At 68.0% G+C, this 20,869-nt stretch carries 22 protein-coding genes; 13 read left to right on the forward strand and 9 right to left on the reverse strand.

Annotated elements, in window-relative coordinates; all coding sequences use genetic code 11:
• Positions 1-15: 15 nt before the first annotated feature.
• The 7 genes from trkA to msrA all read left to right on the forward strand — a co-directional run bounded on the left by trkA (position 16) and on the right by msrA (position 6,954).
• Entirely contained in the window at positions 16-1,395 is a 1,380-nt protein-coding gene (trkA, locus tag F579_RS0110775; RefSeq protein WP_019023217.1) for a Trk system potassium transporter TrkA, read from the forward strand.
• A 13-nt stretch (positions 1,396-1,408) separates the two neighbouring features.
• Complete coding sequence (locus F579_RS0110780; RefSeq protein WP_019023216.1) at positions 1,409-2,863, forward strand: TrkH family potassium uptake protein; 1,455 nt, start codon at positions 1,409-1,411, stop codon at positions 2,861-2,863.
• A 28-nt stretch (positions 2,864-2,891) separates the two neighbouring features.
• Entirely contained in the window at positions 2,892-3,230 is a 339-nt protein-coding gene (locus F579_RS0110785) for a tetratricopeptide repeat protein (RefSeq protein WP_018138937.1), read from the forward strand.
• On the forward strand, positions 3,227-4,204 hold the full coding sequence (locus F579_RS0110790; RefSeq protein WP_019023215.1) for a lysophospholipid acyltransferase family protein: 978 nt from the start codon (positions 3,227-3,229) through the stop codon (positions 4,202-4,204). Before F579_RS0110785 ends, F579_RS0110790 begins: the two co-directional genes overlap by 4 nt.
• Before the next feature lie 13 nt (positions 4,205-4,217).
• Positions 4,218-5,042, forward strand: a complete 825-nt coding sequence (locus F579_RS0110795) for an Fpg/Nei family DNA glycosylase (RefSeq protein WP_019023214.1) — start codon at positions 4,218-4,220, stop codon at positions 5,040-5,042.
• 84 nt (positions 5,043-5,126) lie between these two features.
• Complete coding sequence (locus tag F579_RS0110800; protein ID WP_019023213.1) at positions 5,127-6,287, forward strand: PQQ-dependent sugar dehydrogenase; 1,161 nt, start codon at positions 5,127-5,129, stop codon at positions 6,285-6,287.
• A gap of 31 nt (positions 6,288-6,318) precedes the next feature.
• Positions 6,319-6,954, forward strand: coding sequence for a peptide-methionine (S)-S-oxide reductase MsrA (gene msrA / locus F579_RS0110805; RefSeq protein ID WP_019023212.1), 636 nt, complete (start codon positions 6,319-6,321; stop codon positions 6,952-6,954).
• Between the two features lie 18 nt (positions 6,955-6,972).
• Here msrA and dut read toward each other — a convergent pair whose 3' ends face one another.
• Genes dut through F579_RS0110820 form a run of 3 tightly spaced genes read right to left on the reverse strand, consistent with a single transcriptional unit; the run spans position 6,973 to position 9,275 of the window.
• Positions 6,973-7,434, reverse strand: a complete 462-nt coding sequence (dut, locus tag F579_RS0110810; protein ID WP_019023211.1) for a dUTP diphosphatase — start codon at positions 7,432-7,434, stop codon at positions 6,973-6,975.
• Between the two features lie 10 nt (positions 7,435-7,444).
• Positions 7,445-8,662: a bifunctional phosphopantothenoylcysteine decarboxylase/phosphopantothenate--cysteine ligase CoaBC gene (gene coaBC, locus F579_RS0110815; protein WP_019023210.1), complete on the reverse strand. Its 1,218-nt coding sequence runs from the start codon at positions 8,660-8,662 to the stop codon at positions 7,445-7,447.
• A gap of 10 nt (positions 8,663-8,672) precedes the next feature.
• Positions 8,673-9,275 carry a DUF502 domain-containing protein gene (locus tag F579_RS0110820; RefSeq protein WP_019023209.1) on the reverse strand — a complete coding sequence of 201 codons (603 nt, stop codon included), beginning with the start codon at positions 9,273-9,275 and terminating at the stop codon, positions 8,673-8,675.
• Between the two features lie 447 nt (positions 9,276-9,722).
• Between F579_RS0110820 and F579_RS0110825 the strand changes: the two genes are divergently transcribed.
• Positions 9,723-10,670, forward strand: a complete 948-nt coding sequence (locus F579_RS0110825) for an MBL fold metallo-hydrolase (RefSeq protein WP_019023208.1) — start codon at positions 9,723-9,725, stop codon at positions 10,668-10,670.
• A gap of 16 nt (positions 10,671-10,686) precedes the next feature.
• On the opposite strand, the gene F579_RS0110830 is transcribed toward F579_RS0110825, so the two are convergent.
• Complete coding sequence (locus tag F579_RS0110830; RefSeq protein WP_026300965.1) at positions 10,687-11,727, reverse strand: lipid A deacylase LpxR family protein; 1,041 nt, start codon at positions 11,725-11,727, stop codon at positions 10,687-10,689.
• Between F579_RS0110830 and F579_RS0110835 the strand changes: the two genes are divergently transcribed.
• Positions 11,726-13,447: a potassium/proton antiporter gene (locus tag F579_RS0110835; RefSeq protein ID WP_019023206.1), complete on the forward strand. Its 1,722-nt coding sequence runs from the start codon at positions 11,726-11,728 to the stop codon at positions 13,445-13,447. The genes F579_RS0110830 and F579_RS0110835 overlap by 2 nt on opposite strands.
• Before the next feature lie 251 nt (positions 13,448-13,698).
• On the opposite strand, the gene F579_RS0110840 is transcribed toward F579_RS0110835, so the two are convergent.
• Positions 13,699-15,750, reverse strand: a complete 2,052-nt coding sequence (locus tag F579_RS0110840; protein WP_019023205.1) for a UvrD-helicase domain-containing protein — start codon at positions 15,748-15,750, stop codon at positions 13,699-13,701.
• A gap of 86 nt (positions 15,751-15,836) precedes the next feature.
• Between F579_RS0110840 and F579_RS0110845 the strand changes: the two genes are divergently transcribed.
• Genes F579_RS0110845 through F579_RS0110855 form a run of 3 tightly spaced genes read left to right on the forward strand, consistent with a single transcriptional unit; the run spans position 15,837 to position 17,367 of the window.
• Positions 15,837-16,220, forward strand: a complete 384-nt coding sequence (locus tag F579_RS0110845) for a thioredoxin family protein (RefSeq protein WP_019023204.1) — start codon at positions 15,837-15,839, stop codon at positions 16,218-16,220.
• Complete coding sequence (gene ampD, locus F579_RS0110850) at positions 16,217-16,783, forward strand: 1,6-anhydro-N-acetylmuramyl-L-alanine amidase AmpD (protein WP_019023203.1); 567 nt, start codon at positions 16,217-16,219, stop codon at positions 16,781-16,783. The genes F579_RS0110845 and ampD overlap by 4 nt, the downstream gene beginning before the upstream one ends.
• A complete protein-coding gene (locus F579_RS0110855; RefSeq protein WP_019023202.1) occupies positions 16,780-17,367 on the forward strand; it encodes a histidine phosphatase family protein in 588 nt (195 codons plus the stop codon). Before ampD ends, F579_RS0110855 begins: the two co-directional genes overlap by 4 nt.
• Before the next feature lie 58 nt (positions 17,368-17,425).
• Here the strand turns inward: F579_RS0110855 and F579_RS0110860 are convergent, their stop codons facing one another.
• The gene (locus F579_RS0110860) at positions 17,426-17,743 is read right to left on the reverse strand and encodes a DUF2322 family protein (RefSeq protein WP_019023201.1); all 318 of its coding nucleotides are present in this window, start codon (positions 17,741-17,743) and stop codon (positions 17,426-17,428) included.
• Positions 17,744-17,873: 130 nt separating this feature from the next.
• On the opposite strand from F579_RS0110860, the gene F579_RS0110865 reads away from it, so the two are divergent.
• On the forward strand, positions 17,874-18,653 hold the full coding sequence (locus F579_RS0110865; protein WP_019023200.1) for an inositol monophosphatase family protein: 780 nt from the start codon (positions 17,874-17,876) through the stop codon (positions 18,651-18,653).
• A gap of 64 nt (positions 18,654-18,717) precedes the next feature.
• Here F579_RS0110865 and F579_RS0110870 read toward each other — a convergent pair whose 3' ends face one another.
• Genes F579_RS0110870 through F579_RS0110880 form a run of 3 tightly spaced genes read right to left on the reverse strand, consistent with a single transcriptional unit; the run spans position 18,718 to position 20,849 of the window.
• Positions 18,718-19,056: a helix-turn-helix domain-containing protein gene (locus F579_RS0110870; protein ID WP_019023199.1), complete on the reverse strand. Its 339-nt coding sequence runs from the start codon at positions 19,054-19,056 to the stop codon at positions 18,718-18,720.
• Positions 19,057-19,058: 2 nt separating this feature from the next.
• A complete protein-coding gene (gene dusB, locus F579_RS0110875) occupies positions 19,059-20,051 on the reverse strand; it encodes a tRNA dihydrouridine synthase DusB (protein ID WP_019023198.1) in 993 nt (330 codons plus the stop codon).
• A gap of 60 nt (positions 20,052-20,111) precedes the next feature.
• Entirely contained in the window at positions 20,112-20,849 is a 738-nt protein-coding gene (locus F579_RS0110880; RefSeq protein ID WP_019023197.1) for a DUF3426 domain-containing protein, read from the reverse strand.
• Between the last annotated feature and the right edge of the window lie 20 nt (positions 20,850-20,869).

A 20,869-nucleotide genomic window follows, 5' to 3' on the forward strand; every position in this document is an offset into this window, starting at 1 on the left:
CGGGACGGGAGACGCATGAAGCACATCATCATCCTCGGCGCCGGGCAGGTGGGCCAGTCACTAGCCGAGGCCCTGAGCGCCGACGGCATCGACATCACCATCGTCGACTCCCGCGCCGAGCGTCTGGCGGAGCTGGAGGACCAGTTCGACATCAAGACGGTGAACGGCTTCGCCTCGCACCCGAGCGTGCTGGAGGCCGCCGGGGCGCAGGACGCCTCGATGGTCATTGCGGTGACCGACTCCGACGAGGTGAACATGATCGCCTGTCAGGTTGCCTCCACCCTGTTCAACGTCGAAACCAAGATCGCCCGCGTGCGCTCGCGGGACTACCACGAGACCCCGGAGCTGTTCGCCCAGGATGCGATGCCGGTGGACATGCTGATCTCGCCGGAGGCGATCGTCACCCGCCACATCCACCGTCTGATCGAGCATCCGGGCTCGCTGCAGGTGCTGGAGTTCGCCGAGGGGCTGGTCTCGCTGGTCGGCGTGCGTGCCTACTACGGCGGGCCGCTGGTCGGGCACGAGCTGAAAAACCTGCAAAGCGACATGCCCGGCATCCATACGCGGGTGGCAGCGATCTTTCGCAAGAACCGCTCCATCCAGCCGGATGGCGACACCGTAATCGAGGCCGACGACGAGGTCTTCTTCGTCGCCGCGAAGAAGAACATCCGTGCAGTCACCTCGGAGCTGCGCAAGCTGGAAAAGCCCTACAAGCGCATCATGATCGCCGGCGGCGGCAATATCGGCGAGCGCCTGGCGGAGACGCTCAGCAAGCGCTACCGGGTCAAGGTGATCGAGCGCGACCCGGATCGCGCCGACCACCTGGCGCGCTCGCTGCCCAGCAATGTGCTGGTCCTGCATGGCGACAGTGCGGACGACCGCTTCCTCGAATCGATCGGCATCGAGAACAACGACGTCTTCTGTGCGGTGACCAATGACGACCAGGCCAACATCTTTGCCGGCATGCTGGCCAAGCGCTGGGGCGTGCGCAAGGTGATGTCGCTGATCAACCGTCCGAGCTATGTGGACCTGCTGCAAAGCGGCACGATTGACGTCGCGATCTCGCCGCAGCAGGCGACGATCAGCGCGCTGCTGGCGCGCGTGCGCGAGGGCGGAACGGCCACCGTGCATACCCTGCGTCGTGGCGCCGCCGAGGCGATCGAGACGGTGGTGAACGGCGATGCCCGCACCTCGCAGGTGGTCGGCCGGCAGATCGAGGAGATCGATTTCCCCGAGGGCACGAGTGTGGGCGCGGTGGTGCGTGGCGAGGACGTGATCATCCCGCACCACGACACGGTGATCGAGGCCGGCGACCACGTGATCCTGTTCCTGACCGACCGGCGCAAGGTCAAGCAGGTGCAGCGCCTGTTCCAGCCCTCCGCGCTGTTCTTCTAGGTCGTCCTGGCCGATGCTGCATTTCGCATCCACCGCCCGCCTGCTTGGGGTCCTGCTGACGCTGTTCAGCCTGACCATGCTGCCGCCAGCGGCGATCGGGTTTCTCTACGGCGAGTCCACCGCCTGGGTGTTCCTGCAGGCGTTCGCGCTGCTGCTGCTGATCGGCGGGATCCTGTGGGGCTCGCTGTACCGGGCACGCTGCGACCTGCAGGTGCGCGACGGTTTCATTCTGGTCGTGCTGTTCTGGCTGGGACTGGGCATTGCCGGGGCGGCGCCCCTGGTGCTGGACCCGAATCTGCCGGTCTCGTTCACCGACGCGGTGTTCGAGTCGATGTCCGGTCTCACCACCACCGGGGCGACGGTGCTTACCGGCCTGGACGACCTGCCGCGCGCGATCCTGTGGTATCGCCAGCAGCTGCAGTGGCTGGGGGGCATGGGGATCATCGTGCTGGCGGTGGCGATCCTGCCGCTGCTGGGCGTGGGCGGCATGCAGCTGTTCAAGGCCGAAACCCCCGGCCCGATCCGTGACAACAAGCTGACTCCGCGCATCGCCGAGACCGCACGCAATCTCTGGTACATCTACCTGGGCCTGACCGTGGCCTGCGCGCTGGCCTACTGGGCCGCCGGAATGGAGGCCTTCGACGCGGTCGGGCATGCATTCTCGACCATCGCGATCGGGGGGTTCTCCACCTACGACGCCAGTATCGGGCACTTCGATTCGGTGGCAATCGAGACGGTGGCGATCGTGTTCATGGTCCTTGGCGGGATGAACTTCGCGCTGCATTTTCTGGTGTTGCACCGCGCGACCTGGAAGCCGTACCGGCGCGACGAGGAGCTGCGCACCTATCTGATCCTGCTGGTCTCCGCCGCCGTGATCGTGGTCGGCTACATGCTGTGGAGTGGCTTTGCCGCCGATACGAACGACGCCCTGCGGCGCGGGGTCTTCCACGTGGTGTCGGTGGCGACTACCTCGGGCTTCACCACCGACGCGTTCTATCTGTGGCCGGGCTTCCTGCCGGTGCTGCTGATCTTCCTGTCGTTCATCGGGGCCTGCACCGGCTCCACCGGCGGCGGGATGAAGGTGGTGCGCGTACTGCTGCTGGTCAAGCAGGGGCTGCGCGAGATCAAGCGCCTGATCCATCCCCATGCCCGGATCGCGGTGAAGGTGAACGGCAAGGAAGCGCCCGACCGCGTGGTGCAGGCGGTCTGGGGCTTTCTCGCCGCCTACGTGATGGTCTTCGTGGTGATGATGCTGCTGATCATGGCCTCCGGGCTGGATCAGGTCACCTCGTTCTCCGCGGTGGCCGCGACCCTGAACAACCTTGGCCCCGGGCTGGGCGAGGTCGGGGCCAACTACGCCTCGATTAACGACTTCAGCAAGTGGGTGCTGGTGCTGGCGATGCTGATGGGCCGGCTGGAAATCTTTACCGTGCTGGTGCTTCTGTCGCCCGCCTTCTGGCGGCGTTAGCCTGAAGATATCCAGAAGGAGGAGCCCTATGAGTGACATGATCGAACGCTTCCAGAACATGCTGGATGGCGGACAGGACTCCGCGATGCTGCGCTTTTCGCTGGGCAACGCCCTGGCGACCGACGGCCAGAAAGAGGCCGCGATCCCCCACCTGGAACGCGCGCTGGAACTGGATGGCGGGTATTCCGCCGCCTGGAAGCTGCTGGCCAAGACCCTCGTTGACCTGGAGCGGCCGCAGGCCGCGCTGTCCACCTGCGAACGCGGCATAGCCATCGCCACCGAGAAGGGCGACCTGCAGGCGGCGAAAGAGATGGAGGTCTATGCGAAGCGCGCGCGCAAGCAGCTCGACGCGGGCGGGGGCGCATGAGCGAACAGGCCGGGGAGACCCGCTCGGGCCAGGAGGCAGGCGCCTATCAGGCACCGCTGACCGGCCGTCATTTCGCCCCGCGCTACTGGGGCAGCTGGCTGCTGCTGGGCGTCGCCTGGGTGCTGCAGGAGATGCCGCGCCCGGCAGTGCATGCGCTGGCCCGGGGGCTCGGGCGGCTGATTCGCAGGGGTGCCGGGCGCAGCCGCGCGGTGGTGGAGCGCAACCTCGAGCTGTGTTTCCCCGAGATGACTCCGGCCGAGCGCGAGAAGCGCATGGAGGCCTACTACCGCTACCAGGCGCAGACCGTGCTGGATTACGGCCTGCTCTGGTTCGGCAAGCCCGGCCAGCACGCCGCGCGCATCCGCATCGAGGGGCTGGAGCACTACGAGCGCCTGCAGGCGGCCGGTACGCCGGTGATTGTCCTCGCCCCGCATTCGCTGGCGCTGGACTACGGCGGCGTGCGCATGAGCCAGATGTACGACGGCGTGTCGTTTGCCAAGCCGATGAAGAATCCGGTGCTGGAGTGGATCAACCATCGCAGCCGTACACGCTACTCGGGCGATATCTTCGCCCGCGAGCAGGGCCTGCGTCCGGCCATTCGCCAGCTCCGCCGCGGCCGTTTCTTCTACTACCTGCCGGACGAGGATCTGGGGGCCGAGGGGGCGGTGTTCGTCGACTTCTTCGGTGTCCCCAAGGCGACGCTCACCGCGCTGGGCCGCCTGGCGCGCATGTCGAAGGCGGCCGTGCTGCCCAGCTTCGCCTGGTACGACTCGGTGGCGGACCAGTACGTGATGCGCCTGTGGCCCCTGCTCGAGGACTTCCCCAGCGGCGACGATCATGCCGACGCCCGGCAGATGAACCGGGCGATCGAACGCGGGATCACGCAGGCCCCGGCCCAGTACCTGTGGTCCATGCGCCTGTTCCGCACCCGCCCCGAGGGCGAGGCCCCGCTCTACCCCAGCCGCAAGCGCTGAACGTCCATCCGCGATGCCCGAGGGCGACACCATCCACAAGCTGGCCCGGGCGCTGGGTCCGGTACTGACCGGCGCCGCGCTGGAGGCCGTGTCGACCCGGTCCCGGCGTGGTGCGGCACTGGTGGAGCATGGGGCCATGGCTGCGCGTGGCGTGAGCGCGCGCGGCAAGCATCTGCTGATCGAGCTGGATGACGCCGCAGGCCGCGCCTGGCAGCTGCGCACGCACCTGGGCATGTACGGGACCTGGCACCAGTATGCGCCCGGGGCCGCCTGGTACAAGCCGGAGCATCAGGCCTGGGCCGTGCTGCGGCTGGTGGACCGGGTGCTGGTCTGTTTCCATCCGCGCGAACTCGCCTGGCAACCACAGCCGGAGGGGCGCGGCGACCCGGAGCGGCTGGATGCGCGCGTGGGGCCGGACCTGCTGGACCCGGAGGTGGACCTGGCCGCAGTCGTCCGGCGCGTGCGTGTCCACAGCGACGCCGCGCGACCCGTCCTGGACGTGCTGCTGGATCAGTCGCTGGCGTCCGGCATCGGGAACATCTACAAGTCGGAGGTGCTGTTCCTGCACGGACGACATCCACTCGACCCGGTCGGCGCGATCACGGATGACGAGCTCCTGGCGCTCTATTGCGAGGCGGCGCGCCTGCTGCGGCGCAACCTCAAGCCGGGCCCGCGCATCACGCGTGACCGGGCCGAGACGGACGAGTACCTGAACGTGTACGGGCGCGGCGGGCAGGCCTGCCGCACCTGCGGGACACCGGTGGAGCGGGCGCTAGCGGGCGAGCACCTGCGCTCCACCTACTGGTGTCCGTCCTGCCAGCCGGGGAAACACGGATGAATGTACACGCTCGCGTTGGTACCCCAGGGAACCCGGCGGCGGGTACGGGCCACCAACGGGTACGGACCTAACGAGGGCAGGGACATGGACAAGCGATATCCGGGTCGGTTGCTGGCGGCCCCGTTGCTGGGCGGGCTTCTGGTGGCCTGCGGGGGTTCGGCCGGGATCGCGGCCGAGGAATTCTCCACCGCCGACGGCGAGCTGAGGGGCGAGGTCCTGCACTCGGGGCTCAATCACCCCTGGGCGATCGCCTTTCTGCCGGATGGCGGGGCGCTGATCAGCGAGCGGCCCGGGCAGCTGCGCTATTTCCCCGACGCGGAGAACCTCGAGGGGCGCGGCGAGATGGTCTCCGGCCTGCCGGACGACCTGGTTTCGCAGAACCAGGGTGGGCTGCTGGATCTGGCCCTGCATCCGGATTACGAGGACAACGGCTGGCTGTACTTCACCTATTCCGCGCAGGTGGAGGGCGGTCAGACGACGCGCCTGGCCCGCGGGCAGTTCACGGACGGGGCGCTGGAGGCGGTCGAGGTGCTGTTCTCCGCCGAGCCGGCGGCCCGTGGCGGGCGCCACTTCGGCTCGCGCATCGTGTTCGACGACGAGGGCTATGTGTACGTCAGCATTGGCGATCGTGGCGACCAGGATCGCGCCCAGAAGAAGGACGACCATGCCGGCAGCATCGTGCGCCTGCACGATGATGGCTCGGTGCCCGACGACAACCCGTTCGTGGACGAGGATGGCGCACATCCCGAGCTTTGGGTGATCGGCGTGCGCAACCCGCAGGGGATGGTGATCGATCCCGAGACCGGCACCTTCTGGCAGAACGAGCACGGGCCGCGCGGTGGCGACGAGGTGAACATCATCGAGCCCGGCCTGAACTACGGCTGGCCGGTGATCTCGCATGGCGGCGCCTACTCCGGCGGCCCGATCGGTACCGGCGAGTCCGAGAAGGAGGGGATGGAGTCCGCCATCCACTACTGGACGCCGGCCATTGCCCCGTCCGGCATGGCGATCCTGCGTGATTCCGCCTTTGCCGCCTGGGATGGCGATCTGCTGGTGGGTGGCCTGCGGGGCCAGACCCTGCGCCGGCTGACCTTCGAGGGCCGCGAGCTGGTCAACGAGGAAGACCTGCTCCCCGATCTTGGCCGCCGCATCCGCGATGTGCGCGTGCACGATGGCGCGATTTACGTGCTGACCGACCACAACCCGGGCGAGCTGATCCGGCTGACCCCGGCCGACCCCGGCTGACGAATCCACGTTTCCGGAAGGAGCCCTTGTGATGTTTGCGTTTTCCGAGCCGCGCATGCCCGCGCCCGAGGAGGCCCTGCCCGGGCGCGACGAGCCGCTGCCGGTCCCGCCACGGCACATGGTGCTGGGCACGCCACTCGCGCCGCCTTATCCGGACGGCATGCAGGTGCTGCATGTGGGCATGGGCTGCTTCTGGGGAGCAGAACGGCTGTTCTGGCAGACCGACGGTGTGTATTCGACCAGTGTGGGCTATGGCGGTGGCTACACCCGCAACCCGACCTACCGGGAGGTCTGTTCCGGGCAGACCGGGCACACGGAACTGGTGCGTGTGGTGTTCGATCCGGCCCGGGTGTCGATCGATACGCTGTTGCGAGTGTTCTGGGAGGGGCACGACCCGACCCAGGGCATGCGCCAGGGCAATGATGTCGGCACGCAGTACCGCTCCGCGATCTATGTGGACTCCGCCGAACAGCAGGCGGCGGCCGAGGTCAGCCGCGAGCGCTACCAGGCGGCGCTGGACGCCGCGGGGCGTGGCGCCATCACCACGGAGATTCAGCCGCTGGACGCCTGGTACTTCGCCGAGGACTACCACCAGCAGTACCTGGCAAAGGTGCCCAACGGCTACTGCGGCCTGGGTGGTCTGGGCGTGTCCTACCCCTCGGGCTGAGGGATCATCGGGTCGCGGTCATCCGCGGCCGGAGGAGCCGAAGCCGCCGACGCCACGGGCGCTCTCCTCGAAGTCCTCGACCACGCGAAAGCGCGGCTGCACCACCGGGACGATCACCAGCTGCGCCAGGCGCTCGCCCACCTCCAGGGTGTACGCCTGGGTACCCCGGTTCCAGCAGGAAACCATCAGCGGCCCCTGGTAGTCGGCGTCGATCAGCCCGACCAGGTTGCCCAGCACCAGACCGTGCTTGTGGCCCAGCCCGGAACGGGGGAGGATCATCCCGGCGTAGCTCGGGTCCTCGATATGAATCGAAAGCCCGGTCGGGATCAGTTCGGCGGTGCCCGGCTCCAGCGTCAGCGGGGCCTCGATCATCGCACGCAGGTCGACGCCGGCCGAGCCGTCGGTGGCCGGGGCGGGCAGCGGGAAGTCCGCGCCCATGCGCGGGTCCAGGATCTTCAGGTCAATCTCGCGGGCGGGCATTCGGGGTTCCTTAATCCGTTTCGCATTCGGCCAGGCGCTCGACGATCAGGTCGATCAGCGCCCGTGCCAGTTGGGTCTTCGGCTGGCTGGGGAGCCGGCGCTCGCCGCCCTCCCAGAGGCACAGCAGTTCGTTGTCGGGTGTGCCAAAGGCGCGGCCCTCGCCGACCCGGTTGGCGGCGATCAGGTCGAGCCCCTTGGCGCGGCGCTTGGCCTCGGCGTGTTCGCGCAGGTGCTCGGTCTCGGCCGCGAAGCCGACCAGGAACGGGCGCCGGGGGAGCGAGGCCGCCTGTGTTGCCGCCTCGGCCAGGATGTCCCGAGTACGCTCCAGTGCCAGGTGCATCACCGGGTCGGACTTCTTGATCTTCTGCGCCTGCGGTTCGGCCGGGCGGTAGTCGGCCACGGCCGCGGCCGCGATCAGGATGTCGGTCTCGGGCAGTCGATCCATCACCGTGGCGTGCATGGCGGCGGCCGTTTCCGTGGCAATGCCCGCGACGCCCGCGGGTACGGCCTCGGCCGTCGGGCCATGCACCAGGGTCACGTGCGCGCCCGCGTCGCGCGCGGCCGCGGCCAGGGCAAAGCCCATGCGCCCGGAGCTGCGGTTGCCGATAAAGCGCACGGGGTCGATCGGCTCGAAGGTGGGGCCGGCGGTGATCAGTGCGTGGCGCCCGGCCAGCGGGGCGTGGGCCGGCTGCAGCAGCTCCCGCGCAATCGCGGCAGGCTCGCGCATGCGGCCTTCGCCCTGCTCGCCACAGGCCTGGTCACCGCTGTCCGGCCCGATCAGGGTTACGCCGCGCTCGCTCAGGGTTGCAATATTGGCCTGCGTGGCGGGGTGGGCCCACATGCGATGGTTCATCGCCGGTGCCAGGGCGACCGGCGCGGTCGTGGCCAGCAGCAGCGTACTCAGCAGGTCGTCCGCCAGGCCCTGGGCGTAGCGGGCGATCAGGCTGGCGCTGGCCGGGGCGACCACGATGCGGTCGGCCCAGCGCGCCAGGGCGATGTGATCCATGCCGGATTCCGCCTCGGCGTCCAGCAGCTCGGTGCGCACCGGCGCGCCGGACAGGGCCTGGAAGGTCAGCGGGGTCACGAAGGCGCGGGCGCCGGCCGTCATCACCACGCGCACCTCGCAGCCGGCGCGCTTCAGCTCGCGCACCAGCTCGCAGGCCTTGTAGGCGGCGATGCCGCCGCTGACGCCGATCAGAATCCGTGGCTGGTGGTCGTGGTCCATCATGCAGCGAATTCTACCCGGTTCCCTTGTCCTGGCGCGCGGAGACGCCGGCGGTCAGGGCATAGCGCATCGCGTCCTCCAGCGACAGGTCCAGTGGCTCGATGCGATCGCGCGGCAGCATCAGCGTGTAGCCGCCGATCTGGTAACTCATCGGCATGTAGACCGCGATCGTCTCCGGGCCGCCCAGGTTGTCCGGCAGTCCCTCGAAGTCCTCGCGGGTGACGAAGCCGACCAGCTTGAAGTCGCTGCCCGGGAAGGTGACCAGTACGGCCTGTCCGAAGCGCTGGTGGATGTCGCCGGAAAGGAGGTTGGTCACGTCGCGCACGGTCCCGTGGATGGTCTTGATCACCGGGATGCGCTGCATCAGCGATTCCACCCAGTCGAACAGGCCGCGCACCACATAAGCCTGTAGCAGCACGCCCAGCGCGAATACCAGCCCCAGCCCGGCGAGGATGCCCAGGCCCGGAAAATACAGGGCATCGGGCAGAATCGCGCGCAGCAGCCCGCCCAGTACCGTCTCGGCCGTGGTGCCCAGCCACCAGAGCAGGGCCAGGGTGATGACCAGGGGCAGGATGGCCGCCAGGCCGGTCAGGAAGGTCCGGGAAATCTTGCGCACCTGCAGTCTCCATCCTAGGGAAACACTGATCAATGTACACGCTCGCGCTCGAGTCGCTTTTGCGTGCGAACAAGGCGCGGTGAGCGCAGTGTAGCCGAGCTACATAAGCGAGCCGCAACGCCGTTCGCGCGCCCGTTTTTGATAGCAACGGGCGGCCGAGCCCCTTCGTTCATTAAGTTGTGGGGTTGGCACCCCAGGTTCCCCGATCCTGCGTTGCGCCGCTTGCGGGTAGAACCACTACCCGCTGCACGACGCGCCTTGTCTCGGAAAACCTGGGGTACCAACGCGAGCGTGTACATTGATCAGTGTTTCCCTGGGGGAGGCCCCGATGCTATCAGTTTCGGCCGCGTAGGCGGCGCAGCGCACTTTGTGGGGTCTGGCGGGTCTATTCTTCACGATCGGGAATATTCGGGGGTGATTGCGATGCAGGGATGGAAGCCATTGGGTGTGGTACTGACGGGCCTGGTGATGGCATTCGCCTTCACGACGGCGTCACCGGCTGGCGAGCCGGCGGCGCCCGAGGACTACGAAATGCAGCCCGAGGCCGTGGCCCCCGGGGTCTATGCCGTGATGACATCGGCGCGCGATTTCCCCAGCCGCGAGAATCTCGGCTGGAACGCCAACATGGCGTTCGTGGTGACCGACGACGGGGTGCTCGTGTTCGATACGGGCTCGTCCGAGACCATGGGTGTGGCCCTGCGCGAGGCCATCCGCGAGGTGACCGACCTCCCGGTGCGCTGGGTCGTGAACAGCCATAGTCATGGTGACCACTGGCTGGGCAATCATGCCTTTGCCGAGGACGAGCCGGAGATCATGGCTGGCCCCGAGGCCATCGAGCGTATGGAGGCGGAGGCCGAGACCTGGGTCGAGAACTTTCGCGAGATGACCGATGGCGCGACCGGCGATACCACACCACTGCTGCCCAACACCCCCGTGGACGAGCGCATCACACGTGACCTGGGCGGTACCGAGGTGGTGATCTTTCCCTCCGGTGGCGCCCACTCCCCGGGTGACCTGATCGTCTGGTTGCCGCAGACAAAGGTCCTGCTGGCTGGGGATGTGGTGTACAGCGATCGCGCACCCTCGGTCTGGGACGGCGACGTCGCGCAGTGGATCGATCTGCTGGACGAGTTGATCGCGCTGGAACCCGATGTGGTCGTGCCCGGCCACGGCCGGATCGAGGGGGCGGAGACCCTGCCGCGCCTGCAGAACTATCTGGTCACCCTCTGGGACGCGATCGAGGAGGGCGTGGAGCAGGGGCTGGCCGACTTCGAGACCGTGCCCCTCGTGCGCGAGCGCATGGCGGACATCATTGATGACTACCCGGGTTTTGAGGACAAGATCGACCGCTCGGTGGCCACAACCTACCCCGATGTCGAGGCCGCGGTGTTCTGAGGCGCGTGGCCGGAGGTCAGAACTGCCAGGTGGCGTGCAGCGAGCCGAATTCCGCTGCACGCTTGGCCTGGCCACTGAACTCGCGTGAGCGCCAGACGTGGGTGTAGCCCAGCCGCACCCCACCCACATGGAACACGAACCCGGCGGTCAGCTCTCCCACTGCCGGGTGCTTGTCCACCGAGGGCCCGTCGCGAAACAGGGGGCCGTCCAGGAACAGGTCATAGGCCATCAGCCGGGTATCCACCCCCGCGAACAGATAGCCGCCCGTGGAGCCGACCGTCTCGAACGTATGCGAACCCGATAGCGCCGGGTTGATCCGGGGCGGGCCGTAGTCGCGCGGCAGGTTCCGGCCGGCGCGTACGATCGCGCCCGCATTGGCGAAGGTGAACGGGCTGCCCACGGTCGCGCCCCAGTGCGGGGTCAGGTCCCAGCCCCAGCCGCCCTCGGCGCGATGCGAGTGTCCGCGCAGCTGGCGCTCGTAGCCCACCATCAGGGTCGCCTCGTTGCCGATCTGGTCGTCCCACCCCTGTGGCTGTGGTGCGCTGGACCAGCTGTGGACTTCCTTTTGTGTGCGGTCGGCCAGCGAGGCGGGCCCGACGGTGCCCACGGTGACCTGCAGCCGGTCCAGGCGGTCGCCATGATCCTCGGCCAGGCTGAAGTTCAGGTACAGCCAGCCGGCGTAGGGGCGGTCGTCCGGGTCCGCGGGGGAGCGCTCGATATCCTCCGGGGTGTACATGTTCTGGCCCAGGTGGATGGCCGATTTCAGGCGGCCGCGTTCCTCGCGGTCGACGAAGTACGGCAGGGCGTCGGCGACCCGCTGCAGCCAGGGGGGTACGCGCTCCTCGCTGCGCGTCCAGCCGATGCGGAAGCCATTGGTGTAGTAGCGGTCCTCGCCGGCGAACAGGTCGTTCTCGAACTCGAAGTGCAGTGCGTCGACGCCGCGCTCGGCGGCGGCCGGCGCCGCTGCGAGACCCAGCGCGACAACCAGCCCGCAGGCCATAACGCGCACCGTGCCGGCTGGGCGGATTGTGGGGGGCTTCCGGTATGATCGACGCATGGACCTCTCCAACCAGATCATCTTCCTGGCGGCCATTGTGCTGCTGGGCAGCATCCTTTCGAGCGTGATCACCTCGCGGCTGGGCGTGCCCCTGCTGCTGGTGTTCCTGGTGATCGGTATGCTGCTCGGGCCGGAGGGCCCGGGCGGTCTCGAGGTGGAGAATATCACCCTGGCCTATCTGGTCGGCTCGGCCGCGCTCGCGATTATCCTGTTCGACGGCGGGATGCGCACACCGGCCCGCAATTTCCGTATCGGACTGAAGCCAGCCCTGGGGCTGGCGACGCTCGGGGTGCTCGTTACCTCCGGGCTGACCGGGGTGTTCGCCGTCTGGTGGCTGGGCCTGTCCTGGCTGGAGGGGATGCTGCTGGGGGCCATCGTGGGGTCCACCGACGCGGCTGCGGTGTTCTCGCTGTTGCGCTCGCGCGGGCTCGAACTGAAGAGCCGTGTCGGTGCCACGCTCGAGATCGAGTCCGGCTCCAACGATCCGATGGCGATCTTTCTGACCATCGTGCTGATCGAGCTGCTGCTGATGCCGGATCAGCAGTTCGGTGTGGTCGTCGCCGTCGAGTTTGTCCAGCAGATGGGGCTGGGCGCCCTGTTCGGTGTGGCGGGCGGTTTCGCCCTGCTGGCGCTGATCAACCGGGTGCCGATGGCGGGCGGGCTGTACCCGCTGTTCGCGATGGCCGGGGCGCTGGCCATCTTCGGCCTGACCGGCCTGGTGGGCGGCTCGGGCTTTCTCGCCGTGTACCTGGCGGGGCTGCTGATCGGCAACCGCCCGCTGGAGGCCTCGCAGAACATCAAGCGCTTCCACGACGGGATCGCCTCGCTCGCACAGATCGGGATGTTCCTGATGCTCGGCATGCTGGTGACTCCCTCGGGCCTGCCGCCGGTGGCCCTGGATGCGGGGCTCGTCGCCGCGGTCCTGATCCTGGTTGCCCGGCCCCTGGCCGTATGGCTTTGCCTGTACCCGTTCCGTTTCCCCTGGCGCGAGCAGGTCTTCATCGCCTGGGTTGGCCTGCGCGGTGCGGTACCGATCATCCTGGCGCTGTTCCCGCTGCTCGCCGGGCTGGAACTGGCCGGATATTTCTTCCACGTGGTGTTCTTTGTGGTGCTGATCTCGCTGCTGGTGCAGGGCTGGACCGTCGCGCCCTCGGCGCGCTGGCTGGGGCTGGAGCTGCCGCCGACCACTGCACGCGTACAGCGCACCGAGCTGGACATCCCCGGGCAGCAGGAGATGGAGCTGGTCGGTTATCGCCTGGCCGAGACCACGCCGGTGGTGCGCGAGGCGTGGTCGAACTTCCGCCTGCCGGGCAGCGCGCGGGTCGTGGCCCACCTGCGCGAGGGCAAGCTGCTGGACACGCTCGAGCTGCTCGATCTGCATGCCGGCGACCACCTCTACATCATGGTCGCCCCGGCCGACCTGCATGACCTCGACCGCCTGTTCGTCCCGCAGGACCAGGTACCGGAGCGTCTGACCGAGCGCAGCGTGTTCGGGGAGTTCGCCCTCAATGGCGACGCCCAGCTCGGCGCGGTCGGCATGGCCTACGGCGCCCCGGTCCCGCCCGAGCACCAGGGCGACACCCTGGAGGCCTACCTGCGCCGCGAACTCCAGGCCGAGCCGGTCGTTGGTGACGCCGTCGATCTTGGCCCGATGCGCCTGGTGATCCGCGAGATGGACGGCGCCCGCATCACCAAGGTTGGGCTGAAGCTGCACCACTGAGGCCGTCGATGCCGGAGGCCGGACGGGGGGCATCAGATCCGTATGGATCGCATTTGCGGCTTCAATTGAGGTGGGGGCTTTGATATAAGAATCAAAAGAAGGGTGTGACAAATTTCATACTTTTAGGCCGCCCGAGGCGCTGGGCGCGCACGGCGAGATGCCGAGAACACGAAGGGGGGAGCGGGCCGGGGTGTCCGGAATGGGCCGGGCGCCCCAGTGGTGATGAGCGATGGCTCCCCGGCCTGCAGTGGCTATTTGCCGAGCATGGCCTTGAGGCCGGCCAGGTGGGCCTGGGCGGTGAGCTTCTGGGTCTCGGGATCCGGCGGCCTGGCGTCCGGCCATTCGAGGTGTTCTTCCGGCAATTCGTCGAGAAAGCGCGAGGGCTCGCATTCGAGGGTTTCGCCGTAGCGGGTCCGGTTCTGGGCGTAGGTGATCAACAGGGTCTGCTGGGCGCGGGTTAGCCCGACATAGGCGAGACGCCGTTCCTCCTCGATGGAATCGTCCTCCACGCTGACCCGGTGCGGCAGCAGTTCCTCCTCGAAACCCACCAGACAGACATGCGGGAACTCCAGGCCCTTGGCCGTGTGCAGGGTCAGTAGTTGCACGGACTCGTCGCCGTCCTGGGACTCCCGGTTGCGGTCGAGGATGTCCATCAGGCTGATGCGGTTGACGATGTCGGCCAGGTCCATGGTCTGCTCGTCGTCCGCCTCGTCATCGCCGTACTCCGCGGTGGTGTTGCCGCCCCCCATGCGCCCGATCCAGTCGATGAATTCGCGCACGTTCTCCATGCGCCGAGTCGCGGCCCGCGGGTTGGGGCTGTTCTCCAACAGCCAGGATTCGTAGTCGATGTCCTCGACCAGGGCGCGCAGCAAGGCGTCCGGGGCCTCGTCCTCGCCGCGGCGCTGGAAGCCGTCGACCCAGTCGGTGAAACGTTCCAGGCGTGCCTGCGCCCGGGCGTCCATGTACTCGGACAGGCCGGCTCCGCGCGCGGCCTGCAGCAGCGAGGTGCCGCGCTGGTTGGCATAGTGGCCCAGTTTCTCCAGCGTCGCCGGGCCGATCTCGCGGCGCGGCACGTTGACCACGCGCAGGAAGGCGGTGTTGTCGTCCGGGTTGGCGAGCAGGCGCAGGTAGGCGACCAGGTCCTTGATCTCGGCCTTCTCGAAGAACGACTGCCCGCCGCTCAGGCGATAGGGGATGCCCTGCTCGCGCAGGAGCTTTTCGAACAGCCTGGACTGGTGGTTGCTGCGGTAGAGGATCGCGAAGTCGCCCCAGCCCGCGTTCAGGCGAAAGCGCCGGCGCATCAACTCGGAGACCACGCGCGCGGCCTCGGTGTCGGCGTCGGAGCAGCCGATCACCTCGATCTTCTCGCCCTCGCCGAGCGCGCTCCACAGGCGTTTCTCGAACACATGTGGGTTGTTGGCGATAAGCGCGTTCGCGGTATGCAGGATGCGGTTGGTGGAGCGGTAGTTCTGCTCCAGCTTGATCACCTCCAGGCGCGGGAAGTCCTGCTGCAGGCGCGCGAGGTTCTCCGGGCGAGCGCCGCGCCAGGCATAGATCGACTGGTCGTCGTCGCCGACCACCGTCAGGCCGTCACTGACGCCGACCAGCAGGCGCACCAGCTGGTACTGCGCGGAGTTGGTGTCCTGGTATTCATCCACCAGCAGGTGGCGGATGCGGTCCTGCCAGCGGTTGCGCAGCTCGGCGTCGGCGCGCAGGCAATCCACCGGGCGCTTGATCAGGTCGTCGAAGTCCACCGCGTTGTAGGCGCGCAGGGCGTCCTCGTAGCGCGGGTAGAGGTTGGCCGCGGCGATCGCCTCCGGTGCGTCGCTCATCTGGCTGGCCTCGTGCAGCGCCTCCTCCGGCGTCATCAGGTCGTTCTTCCAGCGGCTGATGTGGCCAATCAGGGCGTCGACCTCGGAGCCGGTGTCGTCGCGGTAGGTGATCTCGCGCAGCAGCGAGCGGCAGTCGCCCGGATCGAGGATGGAGAAGCCCGCGCGCAGCCCGGCCACAGCCAGCTCGCGGCGCAGGAAGTTCAGCCCGAAGGTGTGGAAGGTGGAGACGCCGAGCCCGCGTGCCTGTTCCTTCGACAGGCGCCCCTGGACGCGCTCGCGCATCTCGCGCGCGGCCTTGTTGGTAAAGGTGATCGCGACAATCCGGCGGGCCTCCAGCCCGCGCTGCTCGATCAGGTACGCAATCTTTTCGGTAATCACGCGGGTCTTGCCCGAGCCCGCACCGGCCAGTACCAGCAGGGGGCGGTCCGTGGTGGTCACGGCGGCCTGTTGTTGCGGGTTGAGTTCGGACACCGGGGTGGTCGATTCCTTCGCAGCGGGGCGCGTAAACTAACCCACGCAACCCGATTCATAAAGACTGCAGCGGTGAGGGTAATCCATTGACCAATGTACCGCCGGCCGCAGCGGGGGCCGCGCACCGGGTCTCGCTCCCGAGCCTGACCCAGTTCGACTTTCACCAGCGCCTGATGGATATCCCCGAGGCGGCGGTGATCCTGTTTACGCGTCAGGGCTGCGGCGCCTGCAAGGTGATGGGGCGAGTCCTGGCCGATTGGCGGGAGGAGGCGGACGCACCCGCCCTGTTCGTAGTGGATGCCGAGACCGATACCGCCCTGGTGCGCGAGTTCGAGGTCTTCCACCTCCCGGCGCTGTTCGTCTTCCGCGCCGGTACCTACCACGGCCGCCTCGAGGCCCCGCCACGCCTGCCGTTGCTGCGCGAGGCCCTCGCGGCCTGTCTGCGGCGCCCGCCCGAGGAGGCCCCGTGACCGAAGCCGTGACCGTCGATCGTGACTGGTGGCCGCCGGCTCGCGTGCTCAAGAGCCCGAACCAGGACGCGCGCCCCGCGGGGATGGAACCCGAGTTGATCGTCGTGCATGCGATCAGCCTGCCGCCGGGCGAGTTCGGCGGTCCGCACGTAGCCGAGCTGTTCCGGAATCGGCTCGACCCCGGTGCTCACCCGTACTTTGCGCAGATCGCCGATCTGCGTGTGTCCGCCCATGTGCTGATCGACCGGGAGGGGATAGCAACCCAGTTCGTGCCGTTCTCCCGGCGGGCCTGGCATGCGGGTGTATCGCAATGGCGTGGCCGCGAGCGCTGCAATGATTTTTCCATCGGCATCGAACTCGAGGGCACCGACGACGACCCATTCACGCCGGTGCAGTACGCCGAGCTGGCCCGCCTGATCGGCTGGCTGCGCGAACGCTTTCCGGCCATTACCCCGGATGCGCTGGTGGGCCACTGCGACATCGCCCCCGGGCGCAAAACCGATCCGGGCCCGCATTTCGACTGGGCCTGCCTGGAGGCCTGCCTGAGCGAGGACACGGCATGATTGTGGATCTGTTGCGACACGGCGAACCGGAGGGCGGGCAGCGCTATCGTGGCCATGGCTGCGACGACCCGCTCAGCGCGCAGGGGTGGACGCAGATGGAACACGCCGTGCGCGACGATGACGGCTGGCAGGCGGTCGTCAGCTCGCCGATGCGCCGCTGCCGGGCGTTCGCCGAACGCCTGGTGGACGAGCGTGACCTGTCCCTGCATCTGGAGCCGGGCCTGCGCGAGGTCGGCTTTGGTGACTGGGAGGGACGCACCCGGGTCGATCTGCAGCGCGAACGGCCGGAGGAGTACCGGGCGTTCTATGCCGATCCGGTGCATTCGCGGCCGGCCGGTGCGGAGCCGCTGGGGGCCTTTCGCCGGCGGGTGGAGGCGGCCTTCGAAACCGCGGTCGGGGGGCAGTCGGCGGAACGCGTGCTGGTGATCGTGCACGCCGGGGTCATTCGCGCACTGGTCGGCTGGGTGATGGGGGTGCCGGACGAGCGGCTGTTCCAGCTGGAATGCGAGTATGCGAGCCGGACCCGGCTGCATCGCCATCCGACGCGCGGCTGGCGCGTGATCCACACCAACCGCCTGCCGTGATGCGCGGAAGGCGCGTTCCTTGTTGCCCGCTGAAGCGGGGTAGCGCCTTTCAGAAGAACTAGCTGGCGCGGCTCTTGCGCTTGGGTACGGCCTTCACCGACAGGTAGTAGCCCTTGTCGAGGATCTCGAACAGGCGGTCGATGTTCGGGTGCTTGCCCGGGTTGGCGCGGGCATCGTCGGCATGGCTGCCGTACATCAGCAAACCGGAGTTGGCGGCCTTCGGGCCGATGCCACCGTAGTCCAGCGCCAGCTGGTAGTAGATCTGCAGCGACAGGGTCTGGCCGTCCACGTTCTCGATGGTCGCGCTCGGGTTGTAGTCCTCGCCGAACAGTTCCAGGCGTTCGAGATTGCTGACGTCGGGCAGGTTCTTGGGCATGTCGGACTCCTCGAAAAGATGGCGGCATTATCGGGGCATGCCCGAGCCGGGACAACCGCCGACCGTTTACTGGCCAGAGCCGCTGGGGACGCCATGGTAAGATGGCTCCTTTTTTTGAAGGGGTAGCAGCATGCAGCAGAGCGCGTTTATGGAGGCCGCCCAGGCCGCCGCCGATGCCGCGGACAAGGTCATCCGTCACTACTACGCCGCCGGCGTCGACGTCGAGACCAAGCCCGACGACACGCCCGTGACGCGCGCCGACGTGGAAAGCGAACAGGCGATCCGCCAGGTGATCCGCGAGCGCTTCCCGGATCACGGCTTCTACGGCGAGGAAACCGGTCAGTCGGACATGGACTCCGACTATGTCTGGCTGATCGACCCGATCGACGGCACCAAGAGCTTCGTGCGCCGGTACCCGTTCTTCTCCACCCAGATCGCGCTGATGCACAAGGGCGAGCTGATCCTCGGGCTGTCCAACGGCATGCAGTTCGGCGAGCGCGCCTGGGCGGAAAAGGGCCAGGGCGCCTTCCTCAACGGCGAAAAGATTGCCGTCGCCCCGACCACCGAGCTGGGCCGCGCCTCGCTGTCCACCGGGAACCTGAAGACCCTTGCGCAGAATCCCGAAGGCTGGACGGCGCTGGGCGGGATCATGGCCGAGGTCAATCGTACGCGCGGCTATGGCGACTTCTACCACTACCACCTTTTGGCGCGCGGCAGCATCGACCTGATCATCGAGTCGGATGTGAATATCCTCGATATCGCGGCGCTGGCCGTGATCGTGCGCGAGGCGGGCGGGACCTTCACCAATCTGTCCGGCGGCGAGCTGGACCTGCAGACCACCAACGTGCTGGCGGCCGCGACGTCGGAACTGCACCGCACGGCGCTGCAGCGCCTCGGCTGGAAGGGATAGGTCGGTCGATGATTGCGCTCACGTCCGTCAGGTGGCGGGCGTGTGCCGGGTACGGCGGGGTGGGTTAGCGCTGGGCGCCGTTCCCGTTCCCGTGGCCGTGGCCGTTCTCGCTGATCAGGCCATGGGCACGCAGCTTCTTGCGCAGCGTGGCGCGGTTGAGCCCCAGAAGCGCCGCCGCCCGGCTCTGGTTGCCGTTGCAGCGCTCCAGCACGCAGGCCAGTAGCGGGCGCTCGACCTCGTTCATTACGAGCGCATAGAGGTCGTGACTACTCTGCCCGTCCAGCGTCTCGAAATACTGGTCCAGCGCATTGCGCACCGACTCGGCAAGTACGCAGCCAGACGCGAGGTTGCCCGATGATGCCGGTTCCCCGCTTTGTTCTTGTTCGAAAGAGGGTACGTCCATCCTCATGCAGCCTCGCTTGTGATTCCTGACAGAATGGCGCGCAGGCGCCCAAGCTGTTCACTAGCGGTAGTGGCGGCGAGAAGGGAAGCCCGTGCCGCCCGGGTTGGGTCCTCCCCGAGACCCATGTGCTGAAGATACCAGCCCAGGTGCTTGCGTGCGATACGTACGCCCTGCATTTCGCCGTATTGCGCATGCAATGCCCGCAAATGCTCCTCGATCAGCGCAAGACGCGCATCCCATGCAGGGTCGGCTGGCACCGGTTCGCCGGCCAGGGCGGCGCGGATCTGGCCGGGTAGCCAGGGGCGTCCCTGTGCCCCGCGCCCGATCATCAATCCAGCCGCATCGGTGATTGCGAGCGCCCGGCGCGCGCTGCCGATGTCGATCACATCGCCGTTGGCCAGCACCGGGATGGAAACGGCCCGTACCACACGCGCGATGGCCTCGTAGTCGGCCGTGCCACGGTAGGCGTCGGCGCGCGTGCGCCCGTGCACGGTCAGCATCGCGATGCCGCAATCCTGCGCGATGCCCGCGATGGTCTCGGCGTTGATCCGCTCGCGATCCAGCCCCAGGCGCATCTTCAGCGTGACCGGGACCTTGACGCTTTCCACCAGTGCGGTCAGCAGCTCGCGTACCCGCTCCGGTTCCCCCAGCAGGGCCGAGCCTGCGGCCTTGCTGCAGACCTTCTTGGCGGGGCAGCCGAGGTTCAGGTCGATCACGTCCGCGCCGCGGCGTACGTTCTCGCGCGCGGCCTCGGCCAGCGGTTCGGGTTCGTTTCCCAGCAGTTGCACGATGCGCGGGCGGGGCTCCTGGCGGTGGTCTAGCCGGTGCCGGCTCTTGTCGCTGCCCCACAGGCGCGTGTCCGAGGTGACCATCTCCGAGACGGCCGCGCTGGCCCCCAGGCGCCGCGCGATCAGGCGCAACGGCCGGTCACTGACCCCGGCCATCGGGGCCAGGAACACGGGCGGGTCGGGGAAATGGTGGGGGCCGAGCTGCATGCGAGATTTCGAACCAGCAGGGTAAAACCCGAGAGTCTAGCAGCGTTGAGCAGGGCGGGGTCAGTGCAGCGTGATGTGGGCCCCGGTGATGTGCGGCCCGGTATCAGGTAATTCGATCTCGATCGCATAGCGGTGACCCGCCGCCATCGGTGCCTGAAGGTTGGCATGGCCGTCCGCCGGATGGAGTCGCCAATGGCCGCGGGGTGTCCCCAGTCGGTCCGACAGCCAAACGTCTATCACCGGCCACGCCTGTTGCAGTGGGCTTTCCAACTCAAAGCGCATGGACAGGTCTCCCGCGTTGGCGAGGTGCAGGTCAGGGGAGGAGACGCGGATGCGTTCCGGTTCGCGCTCAGGTTCCCACCGCGGGCAGAGATCCTCGACCCGGGGCGCGGCGCAGAGGCTCGCGCGGGCGTCGTCCAGTCCGCTCCAGGTCCCCGGGGGCACCGGCGGCGCCAGCAGGAGTTGCAGGGCGAGGAGGGCGACCAGCAGGAGGGCCAGAAAGGCGGCGAAGGCCCGCCCCGGGCGTCGCCCCGGAAATGCCGTGGCCTGCCCGGGGCGGGTATCGATATCGAGTTCCAGTGCCTGGCGCCGGGGGCTGCGCTCGATATCCAGGGAGGCAGTGTGGCGCACCGCCGAGATGCCGGGGCCGGTTGCCCGTTCGCCGGCGCCGCCGATCTCGAGTGCCACGAACAGTGCAAAGTCCGCACCGCAGGCATCACAATGTGCCCGGTCCAGTCGTAGCTCTTCGCCGCGGGTCAGGGTGTGGGCAACGCCACAATGGGGACAGCGGGCGAGCATCGCGAGGGGCTCCGGTCAGC

This window comes from Thioalkalivibrio sp. ALJ21, assembly GCF_000378605.1.
In the GTDB taxonomy this organism is placed as follows: domain Bacteria; phylum Pseudomonadota; class Gammaproteobacteria; order Ectothiorhodospirales; family Ectothiorhodospiraceae; genus Thioalkalivibrio.

Bases quoted from the DNA above. Each gene is read 5' to 3' on its own strand.
- trkA (WP_019023217.1), top strand. From the start codon at position 16: ATGAAGCACATCATCATCCTCGGCGCCGGGCAGGTGGGCCAGTCACTA.
- F579_RS0110780 (WP_019023216.1), top strand. From the start codon at position 1,409: ATGCTGCATTTCGCATCCACCGCCCGCCTGCTTGGGGTCCTGCTGACG.
- F579_RS0110785 (WP_018138937.1), top strand. From the start codon at position 2,892: ATGAGTGACATGATCGAACGCTTCCAGAACATGCTGGATGGCGGACAG.
- F579_RS0110790 (WP_019023215.1), top strand. From the start codon at position 3,227: ATGAGCGAACAGGCCGGGGAGACCCGCTCGGGCCAGGAGGCAGGCGCC.
- F579_RS0110795 (WP_019023214.1), top strand. From the start codon at position 4,218: ATGCCCGAGGGCGACACCATCCACAAGCTGGCCCGGGCGCTGGGTCCG.
- F579_RS0110800 (WP_019023213.1), top strand. From the start codon at position 5,127: ATGGACAAGCGATATCCGGGTCGGTTGCTGGCGGCCCCGTTGCTGGGC.
- msrA (WP_019023212.1), top strand. From the start codon at position 6,319: ATGTTTGCGTTTTCCGAGCCGCGCATGCCCGCGCCCGAGGAGGCCCTG.
- dut (WP_019023211.1), bottom strand. From the start codon at position 7,434: ATGCCCGCCCGCGAGATTGACCTGAAGATCCTGGACCCGCGCATGGGC.
- coaBC (WP_019023210.1), bottom strand. From the start codon at position 8,662: ATGATGGACCACGACCACCAGCCACGGATTCTGATCGGCGTCAGCGGC.
- F579_RS0110835 (WP_019023206.1), top strand. From the start codon at position 11,726: ATGGACCTCTCCAACCAGATCATCTTCCTGGCGGCCATTGTGCTGCTG.
- F579_RS0110830 (WP_026300965.1), bottom strand. From the start codon at position 11,727: ATGCGTCGATCATACCGGAAGCCCCCCACAATCCGCCCAGCCGGCACG.
- F579_RS0110855 (WP_019023202.1), top strand. From the start codon at position 16,780: ATGATTGTGGATCTGTTGCGACACGGCGAACCGGAGGGCGGGCAGCGC.
- F579_RS0110860 (WP_019023201.1), bottom strand. From the start codon at position 17,743: ATGCCCAAGAACCTGCCCGACGTCAGCAATCTCGAACGCCTGGAACTG.
- F579_RS0110865 (WP_019023200.1), top strand. From the start codon at position 17,874: ATGCAGCAGAGCGCGTTTATGGAGGCCGCCCAGGCCGCCGCCGATGCC.
- F579_RS0110870 (WP_019023199.1), bottom strand. From the start codon at position 19,056: ATGGACGTACCCTCTTTCGAACAAGAACAAAGCGGGGAACCGGCATCA.
- dusB (WP_019023198.1), bottom strand. From the start codon at position 20,051: ATGCAGCTCGGCCCCCACCATTTCCCCGACCCGCCCGTGTTCCTGGCC.
- F579_RS0110880 (WP_019023197.1), bottom strand. From the start codon at position 20,849: ATGCTCGCCCGCTGTCCCCATTGTGGCGTTGCCCACACCCTGACCCGC.